This is a genomic window from Neobacillus sp. NPDC093182, assembly GCF_044754045.1.
In genome coordinates, this window is record NZ_JBIVOI010000016.1 from 60,904 (window position 1) to 79,174 (window position 18,271).

Genomic DNA, 18,271 nt, shown 5'->3' on the forward strand with positions numbered 1-18,271 from the left:
TGTTAATTTTCAGTAAATTAATTCTTTTCCTTCTTTACCCTATCAAGAATGAAGAGGCTTATAAGATTTTCTGTGAAGATGCACCTATATTAAAGGACAGTCCAATCCAACGCGCCCAAGCCGCTCCTATGAAAAAGGCCGTCCAAGTCACTCCTACGAAAACGGCAGTTCGAGCAATAGTGTGAACACGGAGCGCCGTTCTACGGAGCAGCTGGATCAGTAGGATCATGGGTAATAAAGTCGCTTCCTTTTTGGGAGCGACTTTTACCTGTCTAGGTGGATGTTTGCCGCTTTTGGAACCATCCTGCTTTACAATTAGGTTTTGAGTTAGTGAACCCATAAGTTCAAAAATTCAATCAATCGTTCCTAAACCAGCCTTTTCGTTTAAACCAGCTCATCATAACTATTCCGATTAATAACATGATTCCAAGAATAAGAAAATATCCATAATGCCATTTTAATTCGGGCATGTTCTCAAAATTCATCCCATATATTCCTGCAATGAAAGTTAGTGGCATGAAAATAGTTGTAATAACTGTTAAGGTTTTCATGATCGAATTCATTCGAAACGAATTGATTGAAATGTAGTTATCTCGAATTTCTGAAGTCATTTCGGTACTGGAATCGACGATATCACTCAATTTAATTAAGTGGTCGTGAATATCCTGAAAGTACACCATTTTTTTAGTGGAAATGGGAAGCCGATTTGATTCCGTGACCCGGTACATTAATTGACGCATCGGGAAAATGGTTTTTCTAATTTTAAAAAGGCTACTTCTTGCTGAAAAGGTTTCTTGAATCATGTTCTTGTTTGATAAATCAAAATTACTTTCAATTGAAAGGATGTGATCCTCTATTTGATGAACAATTGGAAAATAGGTATCAACAATTTTGTCCATAATTTTATGGGTAATCTCAGTAGGACCAATTTGAGAGAAGTTTTTCATGCGTTGAATTGTGCCCCAAAATTGATTGATTTCTGGAATTTCGTCTAAATGGAATGTTACAACGAATTTTTCTCCGAAAAAAATGTCCACTTCATGAGGAGTGAGAGTGTCCATATTAATAGCATGAATCACAAAAAAACTGTGATCCTCGTAATATTCCAACTTCGGCCGTTGTAGGAAATGCAAACAATCTTCAACCGCCAAAGGGTGAAAATGAAAAAAATCTATAAGCAATGCACTTTCTTGTTCAGTAGGTTTATTGAAATCGACCCAAAACCATTTTAAATGGTTATTTTTTATTGTCTCGAGTGGAGGGTCCACCATTGGTTTATTTTGATGATCAACTGCAAATATTCGAATCATAAAGTCTCCTAGTAATTGTTAGTAAAATCTTATTATATTTTATACATTTGTATGGACCTCTTTCAAGATTTATTAATATTGGTGCAATAACATCTAAAAAAGGGGCTTTCTTGATGAAGAAAGGGAATGAAGGAGAGTAGGAATGATGTTAAAAACAGACGTTGAGAAGGAATCACGGTCATTGGCTGATAAGTGGAAGCCTTTAATCGACTACTTAGAACGGAATGGGAAGGAACAGGGTAACCATGGGGACGGTTCTGATGGCCTTTTTTGGCCAGATTTACCCATTATGAAACCGTGAGAACCGTCCCTGTGGTATTCTGTGGTATTTATGCTTCTACTCTTGTAAAAAATTGTGGCAGGTGTTCTTTGTGTGCTTCTAGCATTTCATCCAGGATTTGTTTTGCTAGTTTGTCAGATGGGACGAGCGGGTTGATGGTCATGGCTAGTAGCGCTGTGTTGTAGTCACCTGTTACGGCTGCTTCGGCTGCGACTCGCTCGAAGGATTTGATTTGTTGTACTAATCCTCTTACTGCAACTGGCAGGTCTCCAACTGATATTGGTTTTGGACCTTCTTTTGTGATCACACAGTTTACTTCTACTGCTGAGTCATCAGGAATACTAGCAATGGCACCGTTATTGCGGGTGTTTACGGGTTGAATGTCTCGTTTGTCATTATAGATTGAGCTAATCAGACTGCATGCTGCATCACTATAGTAGGCGCCGCCGCGTTTTTCTAATTGAGGAGGCTTAATATCAAGAGTTTCATCTTTATAGAGTTCAAACAATTCATTTTCTAATCGTTGAACGACTTCTGCACGAGTTCCTTCCGCTTCTGCTTTTTCTAATTCCTCTTGCAGCATTTCATCTGTTTTATAGTAGTAACGATGGTAGCCGCATGGAATTACCCCTAATCCACGAATAAAGTCAGGCTCCCATGAAAGACCAGAAATGTTTTTCATCGTTAATGCATTATCTGGATTTGCCATCGCTTCGATCACTTGGTCTTGTACGCTTACTCCATCTACGAATGTATCAAGGCCATATACCATATGGTTTAGACCGGCAAAGTTCACCTGAACACGCTCTGGCTCTACATTCAATGATTTCGCAATCCCCATGCGCATGCCAATTGGCACGTTACATAAACCGACCACCTTTTTAATGTTACTGTAGCGAAGAATCGCTTCTGTTACCATTCCGGCAGGGTTGGTGAAGTTTACTAGCCATGCTTCTGGGCAAAGCTCTTCGATATCTTTACAGATTTCAAGAATGACAGGAATGGTACGAAGGCCTTTGAATAAACCGCCTGGTCCATTTGTTTCCTGACCGATCACATTGTATTTTAATGGGATTCTCTCATCTTTTGCACGCGCTTCTAAAAGACCAACACGAAATTGAGTGGTAACAAAGTCTGCGCCCTTTAATGCTTCTCTTCGATCCAATGTTAAATGGACTTCAATTGGAAGACCTGCTTTTGCCACCATACGCTTAGCAAGATTGCCAACAATATCCAATTTTTCTTTTCCCGCTTCGATATCAACTAACCAAAGCTCTCTCACTGGTAACTCATCATATCGTTTAATAAAACCCTCTACTAATTCAGGTGTATAACTAGATCCTCCGCCAATTGTTACGATTTTAACGCCTTTTGACATTTAGGAAAACCTCCAATAATTTAGTTTTTCTCTTCTCCTATTCATTCTATTTTGTTGATGGGGATAGAGTAAATGACCTTGAGGGATTTAGGCAAAGGTGCTTTTGAAAGGAACGTGTTACAAATGAGTAACACGTTGTTTCAACTAATGTGGTATGATACTTTCAAAAAGATTTAGGAGGGCGCCAGCCATGTTCTCAAGCGAAATCATTGCTACATTTAATGAGCTAGAAACTTCTTTATACGACTACATATGTAAAAATAGCGAGAAAGTCATTTACATGCGAATTCGTGATTTAGCAGATGTAACTCATGTCTCTACATCTACCATTCTCCGCTTTTGCCGAAAATTAAAGTGTGAAGGATTTACGGAATTCAAATTGAAGTTAAAGCTTTATTTAGATGAAAATGTAGAGAGGAATATTAAAAGTACGCAGTACACCCTTTCGGAATTTGTGGAAAGGACCTTAAAGGGGAACCTTGATGAGGCCATAAAAGATGCAGCGACACTGATCGTAAAATCAGATAACCTTATTTTTATTGGTTCCGGAAGTTCAGGAATTTTAGCGGAATACGGTGCAAGGTATTTTTCAAGCTTAGGAAAGTTTTCTATGTATGTGAAGGATCCTTATATTCCAATCCATGCAAATTATCTTCATAATAGTACAACCATTGCTTTATCAGTAAATGGGGAAAATAGTTTTACGATTGCCCACTTAAATCAGCTTAAAGAAAAAGGCAGCAAAATTATTAGTATCACCAATCACAAACATAGTACCATCGCAAAAATCTCGGACATCAACATATCCTATTACGTCACCGAAGAATGGTACAAAAACTCAAACATCACCACCCAAATACCTGTCGTCTACATACTGGAAGAAACCGCTCGGGAAGTAAACAAACTCTCAGAATGAAAATCGGTGCCTGTCACCTATTTTCTGAAAATGGGACAGTCACATCAAAGAGGCATCGGAGGAAAGGGTATGTTGAGATTTAAGGGAATTTTTCATGCAGTGAGGTTTTTTATTGAACAGAATGTTTTGCTTAAGTTTAAGAGCAGTATTCGTTATAAGTTAATGGTTTTAATGCTTTTAGCGATGATTCTGCCTTTACTTATATTAATTGTCTTTTCGATCAATGTTTCGCAGCAAAATTATGAAAGAGAAGTTGTCACTTCCAATGAGTCGAGAATTATTCTAGCGGGTAAGTATATAGACGAGAAGTTGAATGAAAGTGATAAACTCTTGTTTTCTAGCCTGCTTGATGAAAGATTAATACCAAGTATTAGCCGAAGCGATGAGGAAGATATTCCATTGGATTATAATACCCTCGATTATATCCAGGACAAATTGTACTCTACCTATTATCGCAATGACTATATTGATAGTATTTCGATCTACGCGAAGGAAACTCAAAAAGTATATATGTTAAAAGAAGATGAATTTAATTTGTCAAGCATATCTACTATCAATGGGACAAACTGGGAGGAATTAAAGGTTAGTCCTCATTATGTTTTTAATAGTAAGCTGCCGCAACAAAATTTTTCTCTGACCCGGAGCATTATTCGATTTGAGGATCGTGAAATCGTCGGGGGGATTTCATTTGACATTAACTGGAATATAATCGACAGTGTGATTGAAATTTTGAAAACCGAACAGGATAGCTCCGTTTACTTACTAAACAAAGAGGGTCAAATCATTTATAACCCTAACGGGAATGACAAAACAACTGTAGATACGCACCAACTCTTTGAACAGATTAATAGTAGTAAAAATGAAAACCACCTAAAGACGAATAGTCATTATGTTTTTTTCAAAAAGGCTTTTAACAGTCAGGTAACGATTATGAAAATAATTCCAATGGCTGTCATTATGGATGGTGTAACAAAGACTTTTGTATATGGAATCATGATTAGTATTATTTCTATCATTATTACGATTCTTTTATCGATTTATATGTCATTGAAAACCACAAAGCCGATTATTCAATTAGTGGATGCCATGAAGGAAGTCGGCGAAAATAACTTTGAAGTGCACATTAGAACAGACCGAAATGACGAAATCGGGCTGCTGGAAAAGAATTTCACCGCCATGGTTTATAGAATAAAAGAGTTGATAGAAAAAGAGTATAAAAGTGAAATCGCTACGAAAGAAGCTCAGTTTAAGGCATTACAAGCACAAATTAACCCTCACTTTTTATACAATACACTCCAGTTAGTGGGGGGAATGGCAGTTAACCATGGGGACGGTTCTGATGGCTTTTTTGGCCAGATTTACCCATTATGAAACCGTGAGAACCGTCCCTGTGGTATTTGTACAGGAATTGGCCCCGCATGCGGAAAAACAACCAAGGTTGCTGATTCGGACACGGTTGCCATCGGAATCACAAACCCTGTCAGAATGCACGCTTCATTCGCCATCGCATTAACAAAACCTGTTTGAATGCCCCTTTATTAGGACTCCGTGTGCAGCCAATCATAATACATGACTTCACCTGTTCCGAGTACATAGCGTAACGGCTTACTCTCATTTCTGTCTTCAGGCAATTGGCTGAGATAGAATTCTTTTAGTTTATTGGTTAAAATGCCATAAAAGAAGGCAATCGGTTTTACTACCTGCTTAGTCGATTTAAGTTTACGGACCAGCTGTTTAAAGGACTGAATGGCAATAGCGAGAACATCCTCTTTGTGTTGATTACATTCAAATCGAAAAGCGGCGATTTGTACCATGTGCCAGTATTCTTCAATCGTCTTTGCGTCAGCGAAGAAGTATTTTACGAGCTGCACAAATGTTTGTGGAACTTGATCACTAACAAAAGTATGATCGAGTTCAATCGGCGCTTCGTTACGTTTAGTATTCTTTTGATGATTAGTTTTTAAAAGATTATTAGTTTCTTTAGGGTGGTCCAATTTTTCGGCTTTGGGTGGTTCACTTTGTGGGAAACGATTAAAACAATAAAGGTTACTAGTCTGTGAGCCATTTTTTCGTTCTGTTTCATAGATGGTGAGGATTCCCATTTCTTTGGCTTTGCTGACCATTCTTTTAAACGTGGAGCGGGAGATTCCGTTCCCTTGGTACTCTTCATTAATCGCTTTAAGCAAGGTCCCAATCTTTGCATTACATACACCGGGTACTTTTACAGAAAAACGAACCAGCCTCTTCAACCCGACAAGTTCCCCCTTCGAGAATTCCTGTTTCTTCACCGCCAGCCACATCTCGACATGCGTATTGAACTCCTTCACACTATTAAACTGAGAATACCCTTCAAAACCTTCAACTCTGCCTGATTTCAAATTCACAAAAATGCACCACCCTTTCTACCCTCTATATAGGAATCTAGAGGGCAAAAGGACATGGTGATTTGCGAAAAGTTGTTACAAAATTGTGTACTTCAAATAACTTATCCTTAACATAGTAGAATTTAGTTTCTATTGTAAGTTTTGAGGAGAAATCAAAAAAATGACAACATAATTTCGACAAGATCCTCTTCTAAAACCAAGCAAAAACTCTTATAACAAAGGGTTTAATCGCTATTTAATCAAGCGTTTGATTAGTAGAATTCGAGTTAACTAATCGATTGATTAGAATTACATTCCGTGCTGTTAATGCTGTATTTGCTCCTTCTTGGGGGAAAGAAAATTGTCAAAAAATGATATAGTCATTAAAGTGTATTTGGTCTATTGAATAGCAAGATTTAATATAATAACATGCAAAAGGGGTGCCCCAAACTTTTGGGACACCCTTTTTGTAAAAATGAAAATTATTCTCGATTTTCATATTTTATTTTTTGCATTTCTTTATATCCATTAATTTCATTTCTACAATAAATACTTTTTTTACAATTTAGTTCCAAATTCCGTTAAATCTGTGCCTCCCACTAGTCTGGATTATTATTTGCCCTTCTTGTAGTATAGTAATATGCTTTATTCATACACCAAGAGGGGGACATGATTTGTATAAATTAGTGGCAATAGATATTGATGGAACGCTGATGAATGATCGAAAAGAAATTACAAAAGAAGTAAATGACGCCATTCAAGCTGCTAAAGCTAGAGGAGTGAAGGTGGTAATCTGTACGGGGAGGCCGATTGTCGGTGTCCAATCGATTATTGAGGAATTGAAATTAAACGATGAAGATGACTATGTGATCACCTTTAATGGGGCTCTTGTGCAAAATACTTACAACCAGGATGTGGAATCCCAAATTACCTTATCCTATGAAAACTTAAAAGAAATATACGAATTAAGCTTAAAGATCGATTCACCGCTCCATTTCTTTGATACAGAAAATCTTTATACACCTAATCGAGAGATCAACCGTTACACCATTCATGAAGCCCATATCAACCAAATGCCTCTTCACTATCTGCCGATTAATGAAGTGCCAGAGGACATGCTGATTCCGAAAGTCATGTTTATTGATGAGCCGGAACGTTTGAATACTAATATTGCAAACATACCTGAATCATTCTGGGAAAAATATACGTTCGTTAAAAGTACTCCGTTCTTTTTAGAAATCCTTGACCCAAGAGTCAGCAAAGGAAATGCAGTCAGACAACTTGCCGAAAAACTTTCGATCAAGCAGGAAGAGGTTATCTGCATTGGGGATGGTGAAAATGATCTAAGTATGATTGAGTATGCGGGCTGCGGAGTGGCAATGGCCAATGCAGAATCCGTCGTAAAAGAAGCGGCTCAGTTCCATACATTATCCAATAATGAACATGGCGTTGCCTATGCGATTGAAAAATTAATTCTGGGGGCAGATCACCACTAAGCTCTACATTGAAGGGCCGCCATTGATAAAGAGCTAGTTGTTCAAAAGTTAATAGAACAGAATGTAAAAAAGAGCCTATGGCTCTTTTTTACATAGATTTACTACTCTTTCCACATCTAATGCATTTACTGGTGTAATAACTGTACCTGTGCCGTCTGCGAAAAAAACAAAGGATGGATTTAAGATTCAAATAGAACAACTCCCTTTGAATGATTAAACCTTTAGTTCAGCCATCATATTAGTTTCAGAGTAGAACGGTGATTTTGAGACCCTGCTTTCAATAGGTTTACCTTACCGATTGTTATGGTAATTTAATAGTATCATTTTACTGATAATTCCAAAAGTATAAGATGTCCAAAATGAAAAGGGAAAAACAAGGGATATGCTGAGTTTGTAGTTCTTATGGGAAATTGTTAAACTCAGATGTTTTCTCAAGATCGTCTTTAAGGACTTTCTAATTAATGACAATTATTTTATCTGAATCAAGGTAGAAAGCCTAATATAACGGTTTGCATTCTGTTTTTACACAAACGTTTGTTTACAACCTATTTTAGAAGAACCCGTCGTTCATTGTAGAAAGTTATTTTTATTGGGGGTCTTTGAAGAAATTTAGTAGAAAGCAAAGCTATTCCTCGACAAGAAATTCTCTTGAAATGAAGGTAGAGTTCGTTTTTCAAAAGGGTTTGAGGCACTTTTAATCAAACGTTTGGTTGAGAGGAATTACAGCATTTTTTGCCGAAAAAAATCAAAGTACTGATTTATGGGCATCAAAAAGAACTTTCAAAGGATTGTTTTTTGTAAATAAAAGTCCGAAATGATATTCAATTTTTCAGTTAAAATAGAATTACGAACTGGTACGAAGGGGGAGAGAAGTAGATGGCAAAAGAAATACAGAAGTTTAAGATTAAACATCCGACAGTAGAAGATGCTCAAGCCATTACGGATTTGGTGGCATTGTGTGATATCGAGGACATCGGTGAACCGGATATTACCTTGTCCGATGTACTTGATATGTGGAATTCTATTCAAATTGAGACAGATGCGTGGATTGCCCTTTCTGCAACGAACGAAATTATTGGGTATGGCTTTGTTGAGGTAACAGGGGCTAACAGAATGGATACGTGTGTATTTGTCCACCCACAGTTTAAAAACCAGGGAATTGGTTCACTTTTACTAGCGAAAGTGGAGGAGCGGGCACATGTTCTAGCGAAAGGGAAAGATGGCGGGCAAAAGTTAATGAACCAAATTTCTTTTACCAATAGTGCTGCTAGAAATTTGGTTGAAGCAAGGGGATATCAATTCAGCAGGCTATATGAACGAATGAAAATACAGTTAGAAGAGCAGCCTGGCCAGAACCATTTACCAGAGGGAATGACGTTACGGCCTTTTCAGCCTGATCAAGATGAAGAAACGCTATTCTCGCTATACGACGAAACCTTCCGGGATACATGGGGGTATACCAAGAAAGACTTCTCCACATGGATTTCTCAAAAAAAGGGAGACGGTTACGATCCAAGTCTTTGGTTTCTTGTCTGGAAGGATGCTAAGCCAGCAGGATTCCTCATGAGCAGGATGCAGGAGGATGGATTATTTATTGATTTGTTAGGCGTGAAACGTGAATACAGAAAAGATGGAATCGGTAAGGCGTTGCTTCTTCATACATTTGGGATGGCTTACCAACAGAATCAAAAAACCATTCTTTTGTATGTAGACAGTGATAGCCTAACCAATGCCAACCGCTTATATCAACAAGTGGGAATGACACCTCATTCACAAACTGCGGTTTATATGAAGGAACTTTGAAGACCATGGGGACGGTTCTTGTGGTCAGCGCAAACAAAAAAACCATGAGAACCGTCCCTATTGACCTAATCATTCCGAGTTTCACTTTGTTGGATGTTTTCGATTAGTTCTATTTCACCCCAATCCATAAGATTGTTTCTTTTCACTTGTTCATAAATTTTTGAATGAATTACCTGATCATTTTTTTCTTCATTAGCTGTTCCTTTTTCCATTCTATATCACCTCTGAATATAGTATGTTTTAAAAACGATAATTTACACTTTTGTACATCGTTAATTAAAATCAATTAACTGGAATGGTCAATTTATATATTGTTTGAAACATAGATTCCAACCTAATCAGCCTTCATGCTATACGCGCATGAAGGCTGATTTTTTTTGCAAACATTACTCTGAATGCTTCATTTTATAAATGACATATCCGGTATAAAGTTGAAATAAATCTGTAAACTTTTTAGGATTTTTGTTTGTTAATATTTCAATTCTTTGTAAGCGATAGGCTAAACTGTTCCGATGGATATGAAGTTCTTTCGAAATCGCATTCATATCACCACTGTTTTTTATATAGCAAAGAAGCGTTTCAATGAGCTCTTGTCCTTTAGGTGTAGTCTCAAACTCCTGAAAAAAATGACCAATTTCACTAAATGACAAATCTTTATTTGTTAAATAGTCAATAAACTTTAGCTCTTGATAATAACAAAAAGGTGAAGGCAGTGTTAGTTTTTCAGCGATATCAATCGCCCGTTCTGCTTCACGCACAGATTTTGATACAAGTGTACTGCTACCTCCAATCCCAATTTTTGTACGAGGATGGGTGCTCATCTGTTCCAATCTTTTTAAGATATCACTATCCGTCGGTACAATGAAAAGTAACGCAGTGTGGTTTAATTTGAATGAAAATTCCTGTTCTTTTAAATAGGGTTCTTTAATGGTTTCACCCTTAACGATAATGGCCATTCTTTCCATAGTAAGATTAATCCCCATTGCTTCCCCGTTATTCTTAAAAGCAGCATCATAGTGATCTTGACGAAAAACCCATTGATATAAAAATTCTTCTTTCATTTGCTCTTGTATTCTACGCTCTGTATATAAGTATTCCTGATTAATTAATAATTCTGCTGTTACGCGGACTAATTCTGCAAAAGGTTCAACGATGGCTGGTTCTCCGCTTATTCCAATCACGCCTATAATGTTCTTTCTGAAATGGATGGGGATATTTACACCAGGCATGGAGGGACCTTCTGTATCATAGATGCAAACAATGGTATTCTGTTCGATTGCTGCTACCGCTCCTTGATGAAAGCTGCCTTTTCTATTTGCGTCCCCACTGCCAATAATCATCCCTGTTTCATCCATAATATTTACATTGTAGGGAATAACGGTCATTACTTTATCCGCAATCTCTTGGGCTAGAACTTTATTAATTTTCAACTGCCAATCCCCCTGAATGGTAGAATTATATGAATAATTTGTTTATTTGCCTAAAAAACTTCACAATTTCTTAGTAATTTGAACGATTGTTTTATTTGTAAGACAATTATACAATAAAATATGTAAGCGGTTACGATAAATGATGAAAAAGTTCAATATATGTTTGATTTATTGTAATAAAACGAACATATGAAGAATCTTTGCTATTTTAGATTCTAATAAAATCATAAACCACTTGTTCATTTGCCTAAAATAGTCTGGATTAACTTTACCTATACATTCTAGGAATCTGACATAATTTTTGGAGTTTCAGTAAATTTAAATAATGAAAGAGCGAGAGGAGTTAAAACAATGTTTAAACCAAATGGGGTCATTCCTGCATTAGTCACACCTTTAGATAGAAATGGTAACTTGATGGAAGATGCTTTACGTAAAGTAATTGATTACACGATCGCAGGTGGTGTTCATGGATTATTCGTTCTAGGAAGCAGCGGCGAAATTTACGGGCTAACGCCAGAGCAGAAGCGCCGGGTTGTAGAGGTAACAGTCGATCACACCGCTGGAAGAGTTCCCATTTATTGCGGGGCTAGTGAGATCACGACTAGAGACTGTATTCAAACCGCACAGATGATAGAAGAAATTGGCGGTGTTGCGGCATTATCTGTCTTAACTCCGTATTTTATGTCACCAACGCAAACGGAGTTGGCTGAGCACTTTAAGACAATCGCCAAGTCAACAAATCTGCCAATTATCCTTTATGGCAATGAAGCTCGTACACAAGTGAAAATTGATGTGAAGACTTGCGAAGAACTAAGTAAGGTTGATAACATTATCGGAATTAAAGACTCAAGTGGAGATATGACGAAAACGGCTGAGTACTTACGAGTCACCCCTCGCGAATCATTTTCTGTTTTACTTGGGCGCGACACACTCATTTATGCAGGTTTATGTCATGGTGCCACTGGTGCGATCGCGAGCACAGGAAATATTGCTCCTAAGTTGGTAGCGGATATTTACAATACGTTTGTTGCAGGCGACTATCAAAAATCACTAGAATTGCAGTTTAAACTTGCTCCCTTACGTTTAGCAGTGGACAAAGCAACATTCCCTGTTGTGTTAAAAGAAGGTTTAAGAATGGTAGGAATTGATGTGGGTTATGCATTAGCTCCTGCAGCGGAAATGAATCCGGAAAGCAGGCAATTATTAGCTAATGTACTAAAAGACTTAGAGCTCTACCAAACTATCTAATTTCTCAGAGAGAGGAAGAATGACTATGCCATTAGTTTATGTTGCATTAGCTGTTGCTCTTATTTTGGTTTTGATGATTCCCTTAAAAATAAATGGATTTATTGCTTTAATCATTGCTGCTTTATTTGTGGGCTTCCTCCAAGGGATGCCAGGAAATGCATTACTGGAGTCCATTTATGGCGGAATCGGGGGACAACTTGATGAACTGATTTTGATTTTAGGATTTGGCGCCATGATCGGAACGGTTATGGCTGATGCTGGAGCTGCTCAACGGATTGCGACCACCCTAATAGACAAAATGGGAATTAAACGGGTTCAATTCGCGATGTTAATAGCTGCTTATATCCTTGGGATTACGATGTTCTTCGAAGTTGCCTTTGTCTTATTAATTCCATTAGTTTTCACGATTGCACGTCAAACAAAGTTAAATTTACTTTGGGTAGCCATACCGACATCGGTTGGATTATCGACTACACATAGCTTCCTGCCTCCGCACCCAGGACCAGCAGCGGTTGTTGACGCATTCGGTGCAAGCATGGGTTTAACATTAGTATATGGCTTGATTATTGCCATTCCTGTAGGCGTTTTCATCGCCCTAACGTGGCCAAGACTGCCCTTTGTAAAAAAAATCAATCCTTCTATTCCTGCAGGGATTGGCAGCACGAAGATTTTTAAAGAGGAAGAACTGCCTAGCTTCTTATCCAGTATCACGGTTGCACTTGTCCCGGTGGTGCTCATTGGAATATCTGCCGCCTGTGAGGTTGCTTTACCCGAAAATAATAGTTTTAGACATGTCATGGAATTCTTTGGTTCTGCTACGATTGCTTTAATGCTTACGCTATTGCTCTCCTTCTATTTGCTTGGAACAAGGGTTGGCCGTTCTTTAAAGGACGTAATGTCATCATGTTCTAGCAGTGTAAAGCCGATGGCCATGATCATACTGGTAATCGGTGCCGGCGGGGCATTCAAACAAGTATTAGTAGACAGTGGTATTGCTGATTATATCAAGGAGTTAACTAACGGGTGGGATATTTCTCCGATTGTCCTTGCTTGGTTAATCGCGGCTATCTTGCGTATAGCGCTTGGATCTGCCACTGTTGCGGTTATGACTGCAGCGGGTGTGGTTCTGCCAATCGCTCAAGCTTCTGGTATTAGCTTGGAATTAATGACGCTCGCTGTAACTTGTGGAAGTATTGCTTTCTCCCACGTGACAGACCCTGGCTTCTGGATGTTCAAAGAATATCTCAACCTATCAGTTGGCCAGGCCATTAAGATTAGAACCACTTATACAACCGCACTCGGGATCCTTGGATTGTTCGGTGTATTAATACTCAATATGTTTATTGGATAAATGAAAAAGAATTTATAGGAGTGAAGAAATAATGAAGAAAATTGGATTTATTGGACTGGGAATTATGGGTAAGCCTATGAGCAAAAACTTACTCAAAGCAGGATATCAGTTGATTGTTAGTGATTTTAATAAAGAGGCAAGTAAAGAACTAGAACAATTAGGAGCTGCAGTAGAATCAACACCAAAGGCTGTCGCTGAAAAATCAGATATCGTCATCACTATGCTTCCAAACTCTCCAAATGTAAAGGATGTTGCTTTAGGAGAAAACGGAATTATTGAAGGTGCGCATGAAGGATTAATCTATGTGGACATGAGCTCTATAGCCCCAGCTGCTTCTCAAGAAGTATATCGAGCATTAATTGAAAAGGGCGTTGAAATGTTAGATGCTCCTGTCAGCGGCGGGGAGCCAAAAGCAATTGATGGCACGATCTCTGTCATGGTAGGCGGCAAAAAGGAAGTATTTGAAGAAGTGAAGGATGTATTAGCAGCCATGGCTGGATCGGTTGTGCATGTGGGTGAAATCGGCGCAGGTAACGTTACAAAACTTGCAAATCAAATTATCGTAGCATTAAACATTGCGGCGGTATCAGAAGCTTTTGTATTAGCGCAAAAAGCCGGTGTGAACCCAGAAGCGGTTTACCAAGCTATCCGCGGCGGTTTAGCAGGAAGCACGGTATTAGATGCAAAAGCACCAATGATGTTAGACCGTAACTTCAACCCTGGTTTCCGTATTAACCTGCATATGAAAGATTTAACAAATGCACTGGAAGCCAGCCATGAGTTCGGTGCTCCAGCTCCCCTAACGGCAGCTGTTCTGGAAATGATGTATGCATTGAAAGTAGATGGTTATGAATTTGAGGACCATAGCAGTCTAGTAAAATACTATGAAAAATTAGCGAATGCAGAAGTTTCTCGTTGAATTTATTGAAAAAACTTCATAGAGAACGTGGCCTTGCGTTCTCTCTTTTATAAAAATAAAACCACTTTGATTGGAGAAATTGCTATGAATACAGTTGAGAAAGTGATTAATGCTACTCCAGTTGTGACAGAAATGGAAGTATATCCTGTTGCCGGCCGTGACAGTATGTTATTAAATCTAAGCGGCGCACACGGTGCATATTTTACTAGAAACATTGTGATCTTAAAGGACAGCAATGGTAATGTTGGTGTAGGCGAAGTACCCGGCGGCGAAGCAATCCGTAAAACGCTTGAAGATACGAGGGCAATCGTAGTCGGTTCATCCATTGGTCAATATAACAATATCTTAAATAAGGTTCGAAAAGAATTTGCCGGCCGCGATTCAGCAGGCCGCGGTTTACAAACATTTGATTTACGGATTACCATTCATGCGGTTACTGCTCTTGAAGCAGCTCTATTAGACTTATTAGGGAAGCACTTAAATGTTCCAGTTGCAGCTCTTCTTGGTGAAGGCCAGCAGCGGGATAAAGTAAAGACTCTTGGTTACCTGTTTTATATTGGCGACCGCAATCGGACAGATCTTCCGTATTATAGCAATCCGGATTCTGAAGTGGAATGGTATCGTGTCCGCCATGAAGAGGCTTTAACACCGGAAGCGATTGTACGTCTCGCGGAAGCTTCGCAAGAACTTTACGGCTTTAAAGACTTTAAGCTAAAAGGCGGCGTTTTAGAGGGGAAAGAAGAGATCAAAGCCATTAAGGCATTAAAAGAAAGGTTCCCTGATGCAAGAATTACCCTTGATCCAAACGGTGCTTGGTCATTAGCAGAAGCGGTTGAGCTTTGCAAAGATATGCACGGAATTCTAGCCTATGCTGAGGATCCATGTGGTGCGGAAAATGGTTATTCTGGCCGTGAAGTCATGGCTGAGTTCAGAAGACAAACGGGTCTTCCAACGGCAACCAACATGATTGCTACGGACTGGCGTCAAATGGGTCATACGATTTCGTTGCATTCTGTGGATATTCCGCTTGCCGACCCACACTTTTGGACGATGCAAGGTTCTGTCCGTGTAGCACAAATGTGTAATGAATGGGGACTAACCTGGGGATCTCACTCGAATAACCACTTTGATATCTCACTTGCCATGTTTACCCATGTTGCTGCGGCTGCTCCGGGTGAAATTACGGCGATTGATACACACTGGATTTGGCAGGAAGGCATTGAACGTTTAACGAAGGATCCATTCCAAATCGTTGACGGGCACTTATCGATACCTGATAAGCCAGGTTTAGGTGTAGAAGTAGATATGGAGCAAATCCTAAAGGCACATGAAGTATATAAAAATATGGGGCTTAACTCTCGTGACGACTCAGTCGGTATGCAGTTCTACATCCCTGGCTGGAAATTTGATAACAAGAAACCATGTCTTGTTCGCTAAAACATTTTGGGGTGGCTATGAGGGTCACTCTTCTTTTTTTAAAACGATTAAACTCATTACATGTAAAGGACAGATTATGATGAAGTTTGTACTAGCTCCCGATTCATTTAAGGAAAGTATGACGGCGAAGAAGGCTGCCCTTGCAATGGAGAAAGGTGTAAAAGCCGTTTTCCCTGAAGCAGAATGTGTCATTGTCCCCATGGCGGACGGCGGGGAAGGAACGGTTGAATCTCTCGTCAGCATGACAAATGGCGAGATGATTAAGACAGAGGTACTCGGACCACTAGGAGAAAGTGTCATTGCAGAATACGGTCTCTTGGGAGAGGGGCAAACTGCAGTTATCGAGATGGCAAGTGCAAGTGGATTAGAATTAATTAAGCCTGAAAATCGTAATCCCTTATTGACCACTTCTTACGGAACAGGACAATTAATTAAACATGCATTAGACAAAGGGGTCAGCCGGTTACTAATCGGAATTGGCGGTAGTGCTACCAATGATGGAGGGGCAGGGATGCTCCAAGCACTTGGTGTTTCTTTTAAAGATGAAACTGGTAAAGAGCTCTCGTTCGGCGGCGGCGCATTGGGTCGTTTGCATACGATTGATGTAAGCGGGTTGGATGAAAGAATTAAACATGTAAAATTTGATGTAGCTTGTGATGTCACCAATCCACTAATCGGTGAAAATGGAGCGTCAGCTATTTTTGGCCCTCAAAAAGGAGCAACCGCTGAAATGGTACACGTTCTGGACCAAAACTTATCCTATTTTGCTGAGGTGATGAAGGAGCAATTAGGCCAGGATATTGCCCATCTGGCTGGTGCTGGTGCTGCGGGCGGCCTTGGTGCGGGGTTAATGGCCTTCTTAAATGCCGAGCTAAAAAAAGGAATTGACCTGGTCATTGAGTATACTAGGCTGGAGGACCAAGTCAGAGGAGCAGACTATGTTTTTACGGGTGAAGGCAGTATTGATGCCCAGACATTGTTTGGCAAAACTCCTTACGGGGTCGCGAGTGTAGCTAAAAAGCACTCTGTCCCTGTTATTGCGTTTGCCGGCAGAATTGGCAATGGAGTGGAATCGCTATACGATAACGGATTTAATGCCATTATTGGTATCTTAAAAGGTGTGACAACATTGGAGGAAGCATTTGATTCCGGCGAAGCGAATTTAGCATTTGCGGCCGAAAATATTTGCCGAGTATTGAGGATATAGTGATAGTAAAACGCTGCTGGCATTTCGCAGCGTTTTTTTCGCTGGTGAAGGAGGATAGAAATATAATATAATGGGCTTACAAAAATGTGAAAACAAGGAGCCTAAAAATGGACGAAACTCCTAAAAAAATCATAGTTGAGTCAATAAATCGTACTACTTTGTCCAAGCAGGTGGTCGAAAGTATTATTCAACTATTGAGTAGTGGTCAGATGAAACCTGGAGATAAACTTCCAACAGAAATGGAATTAATGGAAATACTTAACGTCAGCCGTCCCGTGTTACGTGAAGCACTCAGCTCTCTTGAATCGTTGGGTGTTATTACCCGAAAAACACGAGAAGGTACTTTTTTTAATAATAAAATTAGCAGCCACCCCTTTTCGATTATGTTATCCCTTGCACATGATAATCTGCAAGCAATGGTAGAAGCGAGAATGGCATTGGAATTAGGGTTAATTACCATTGCGGCAGAGAAAATTAGCGACGAAGATCTCAAAAGATTAAAACAAACGATTGAAATCATTGAAAATAGTAAAGATGAAAACTATGGAGAAGCAGATATTGAATTTCACCGGATCATCGCCTTAAGTGCCAATAACCAGATTGTAGAGGGAATGGTAGATTCCTTAATTGTCACTCTTGTCAAAATCAACAGTGAAATAAAAGTTCGAGAACCAGAACGAACCATCGAGCATCATAGGGCGATTTACAAGGCATTGGAAAGAAGGGATCCGTTCGAGGCATTTCATCAAATGTATTTACATCTTGATTACGTCCGACACAAAGTTTTAAAAAATTGGCACGGTAACAAAGATTAATTTCAAGACAAATCCTTGACCTAGGTGATTGAATCATTGCTATCAGGATATCCCTGCGAGACAGATAGGCAGGTAAATGATAGTTTTTTGCAGGTACGATGGATGTGATAAAAGAAAAGTGGCCAAAACCCCACATCTTGAATATAAAAATGGAAAGATCATCTACTTAGACGCCGTGAACTGGTACATTGCAGGAAATGGTATTACTTCAACGCAATCCATGGTAGAAGAAGTGAAAGCAGCATTAGAATAGAAAGAAAGCCGGAATTATGTTCCGGCTTTTAACTTTTATTCAACTATGGTAAAGCTAATTGAATA

17 protein-coding genes are annotated in these 18,271 nt (G+C 39.1%); 12 read left to right on the forward strand and 5 right to left on the reverse strand.

All coding sequences use genetic code 11. The annotated features are described in order from the left end of the window. Window positions 1-356: 356 nt before the first annotated feature. Window positions 357-1,310, reverse strand: a complete 954-nt coding sequence (corA, locus tag ACIQAA_RS24985) for a magnesium/cobalt transporter CorA (RefSeq protein WP_402625133.1) — start codon at window positions 1,308-1,310, stop codon at window positions 357-359. A 142-nt stretch (window positions 1,311-1,452) separates the two neighbouring features. On the opposite strand from corA, the gene ACIQAA_RS24990 reads away from it, so the two are divergent. Further along, entirely contained in the window at window positions 1,453-1,611 is a 159-nt protein-coding gene (locus tag ACIQAA_RS24990; protein WP_402625136.1) for a hypothetical protein, read from the forward strand. 28 nt (window positions 1,612-1,639) lie between these two features. On the opposite strand, the gene ACIQAA_RS24995 is transcribed toward ACIQAA_RS24990, so the two are convergent. Then, on the reverse strand, window positions 1,640-2,968 hold the full coding sequence (locus ACIQAA_RS24995; protein WP_402625138.1) for a 6-phospho-beta-glucosidase: 1,329 nt from the start codon (window positions 2,966-2,968) through the stop codon (window positions 1,640-1,642). A 190-nt stretch (window positions 2,969-3,158) separates the two neighbouring features. On the opposite strand from ACIQAA_RS24995, the gene ACIQAA_RS25000 reads away from it, so the two are divergent. Both ACIQAA_RS25000 and ACIQAA_RS25005 read left to right on the forward strand, forming a co-directional pair. Further along, window positions 3,159-3,884, forward strand: coding sequence for a MurR/RpiR family transcriptional regulator (locus tag ACIQAA_RS25000; protein WP_402625141.1), 726 nt, complete (start codon window positions 3,159-3,161; stop codon window positions 3,882-3,884). A 69-nt stretch (window positions 3,885-3,953) separates the two neighbouring features. Further along, the gene (locus ACIQAA_RS25005; RefSeq protein ID WP_402625144.1) at window positions 3,954-5,255 is read left to right on the forward strand and encodes a sensor histidine kinase; all 1,302 of its coding nucleotides are present in this window, start codon (window positions 3,954-3,956) and stop codon (window positions 5,253-5,255) included. A gap of 167 nt (window positions 5,256-5,422) precedes the next feature. On the opposite strand, the gene ACIQAA_RS25010 is transcribed toward ACIQAA_RS25005, so the two are convergent. Beyond that, window positions 5,423-6,268, reverse strand: coding sequence for a hypothetical protein (locus tag ACIQAA_RS25010; protein WP_402625147.1), 846 nt, complete (start codon window positions 6,266-6,268; stop codon window positions 5,423-5,425). A 653-nt stretch (window positions 6,269-6,921) separates the two neighbouring features. On the opposite strand from ACIQAA_RS25010, the gene yidA reads away from it, so the two are divergent. Together yidA and ACIQAA_RS25020 are read left to right on the forward strand one after the other, a co-directional pair. Then, window positions 6,922-7,743 (forward strand): sugar-phosphatase, encoded by an 822-nt coding sequence (gene yidA / locus ACIQAA_RS25015; protein ID WP_402625150.1) that lies wholly within the window; start codon window positions 6,922-6,924, stop codon window positions 7,741-7,743. An 876-nt stretch (window positions 7,744-8,619) separates the two neighbouring features. Next, window positions 8,620-9,546 (forward strand): GNAT family N-acetyltransferase, encoded by a 927-nt coding sequence (locus tag ACIQAA_RS25020; protein WP_402625152.1) that lies wholly within the window; start codon window positions 8,620-8,622, stop codon window positions 9,544-9,546. A gap of 65 nt (window positions 9,547-9,611) precedes the next feature. On the opposite strand, the gene ACIQAA_RS25025 is transcribed toward ACIQAA_RS25020, so the two are convergent. Next, window positions 9,612-9,758, reverse strand: a complete 147-nt coding sequence (locus ACIQAA_RS25025) for a hypothetical protein (protein WP_402625155.1) — start codon at window positions 9,756-9,758, stop codon at window positions 9,612-9,614. Between the two features lie 174 nt (window positions 9,759-9,932). Next, window positions 9,933-10,976, reverse strand: coding sequence for a CdaR family transcriptional regulator (locus ACIQAA_RS25030; protein ID WP_402625157.1), 1,044 nt, complete (start codon window positions 10,974-10,976; stop codon window positions 9,933-9,935). A gap of 351 nt (window positions 10,977-11,327) precedes the next feature. Here ACIQAA_RS25030 and dapA point away from each other — a divergent pair, with 351 nt between their 5' ends. The 7 genes from dapA to ACIQAA_RS25065 all read left to right on the forward strand — a co-directional run bounded on the left by dapA (window position 11,328) and on the right by ACIQAA_RS25065 (window position 18,206). Next, window positions 11,328-12,224 carry a 4-hydroxy-tetrahydrodipicolinate synthase gene (gene dapA, locus ACIQAA_RS25035; protein WP_402625160.1) on the forward strand — a complete coding sequence of 299 codons (897 nt, stop codon included), beginning with the start codon at window positions 11,328-11,330 and terminating at the stop codon, window positions 12,222-12,224. A 25-nt stretch (window positions 12,225-12,249) separates the two neighbouring features. Further along, complete coding sequence (locus ACIQAA_RS25040; protein WP_402625163.1) at window positions 12,250-13,575, forward strand: gluconate:H+ symporter; 1,326 nt, start codon at window positions 12,250-12,252, stop codon at window positions 13,573-13,575. Window positions 13,576-13,606: 31 nt separating this feature from the next. Beyond that, window positions 13,607-14,494: a 2-hydroxy-3-oxopropionate reductase gene (garR, locus tag ACIQAA_RS25045; protein ID WP_402625166.1), complete on the forward strand. Its 888-nt coding sequence runs from the start codon at window positions 13,607-13,609 to the stop codon at window positions 14,492-14,494. 84 nt (window positions 14,495-14,578) lie between these two features. Next, the gene (gene gudD / locus ACIQAA_RS25050) at window positions 14,579-15,931 is read left to right on the forward strand and encodes a glucarate dehydratase (protein WP_402625169.1); all 1,353 of its coding nucleotides are present in this window, start codon (window positions 14,579-14,581) and stop codon (window positions 15,929-15,931) included. A gap of 79 nt (window positions 15,932-16,010) precedes the next feature. Further along, window positions 16,011-17,138 carry a glycerate kinase gene (locus tag ACIQAA_RS25055; protein ID WP_402625172.1) on the forward strand — a complete coding sequence of 376 codons (1,128 nt, stop codon included), beginning with the start codon at window positions 16,011-16,013 and terminating at the stop codon, window positions 17,136-17,138. 107 nt (window positions 17,139-17,245) lie between these two features. After that, window positions 17,246-17,953 carry a FadR/GntR family transcriptional regulator gene (locus ACIQAA_RS25060; RefSeq protein ID WP_402625175.1) on the forward strand — a complete coding sequence of 236 codons (708 nt, stop codon included), beginning with the start codon at window positions 17,246-17,248 and terminating at the stop codon, window positions 17,951-17,953. Between the two features lie 118 nt (window positions 17,954-18,071). Beyond that, window positions 18,072-18,206 (forward strand): hypothetical protein, encoded by a 135-nt coding sequence (locus tag ACIQAA_RS25065; RefSeq protein WP_402625178.1) that lies wholly within the window; start codon window positions 18,072-18,074, stop codon window positions 18,204-18,206. The last annotated feature ends 65 nt before the right edge of the window (window positions 18,207-18,271 follow it).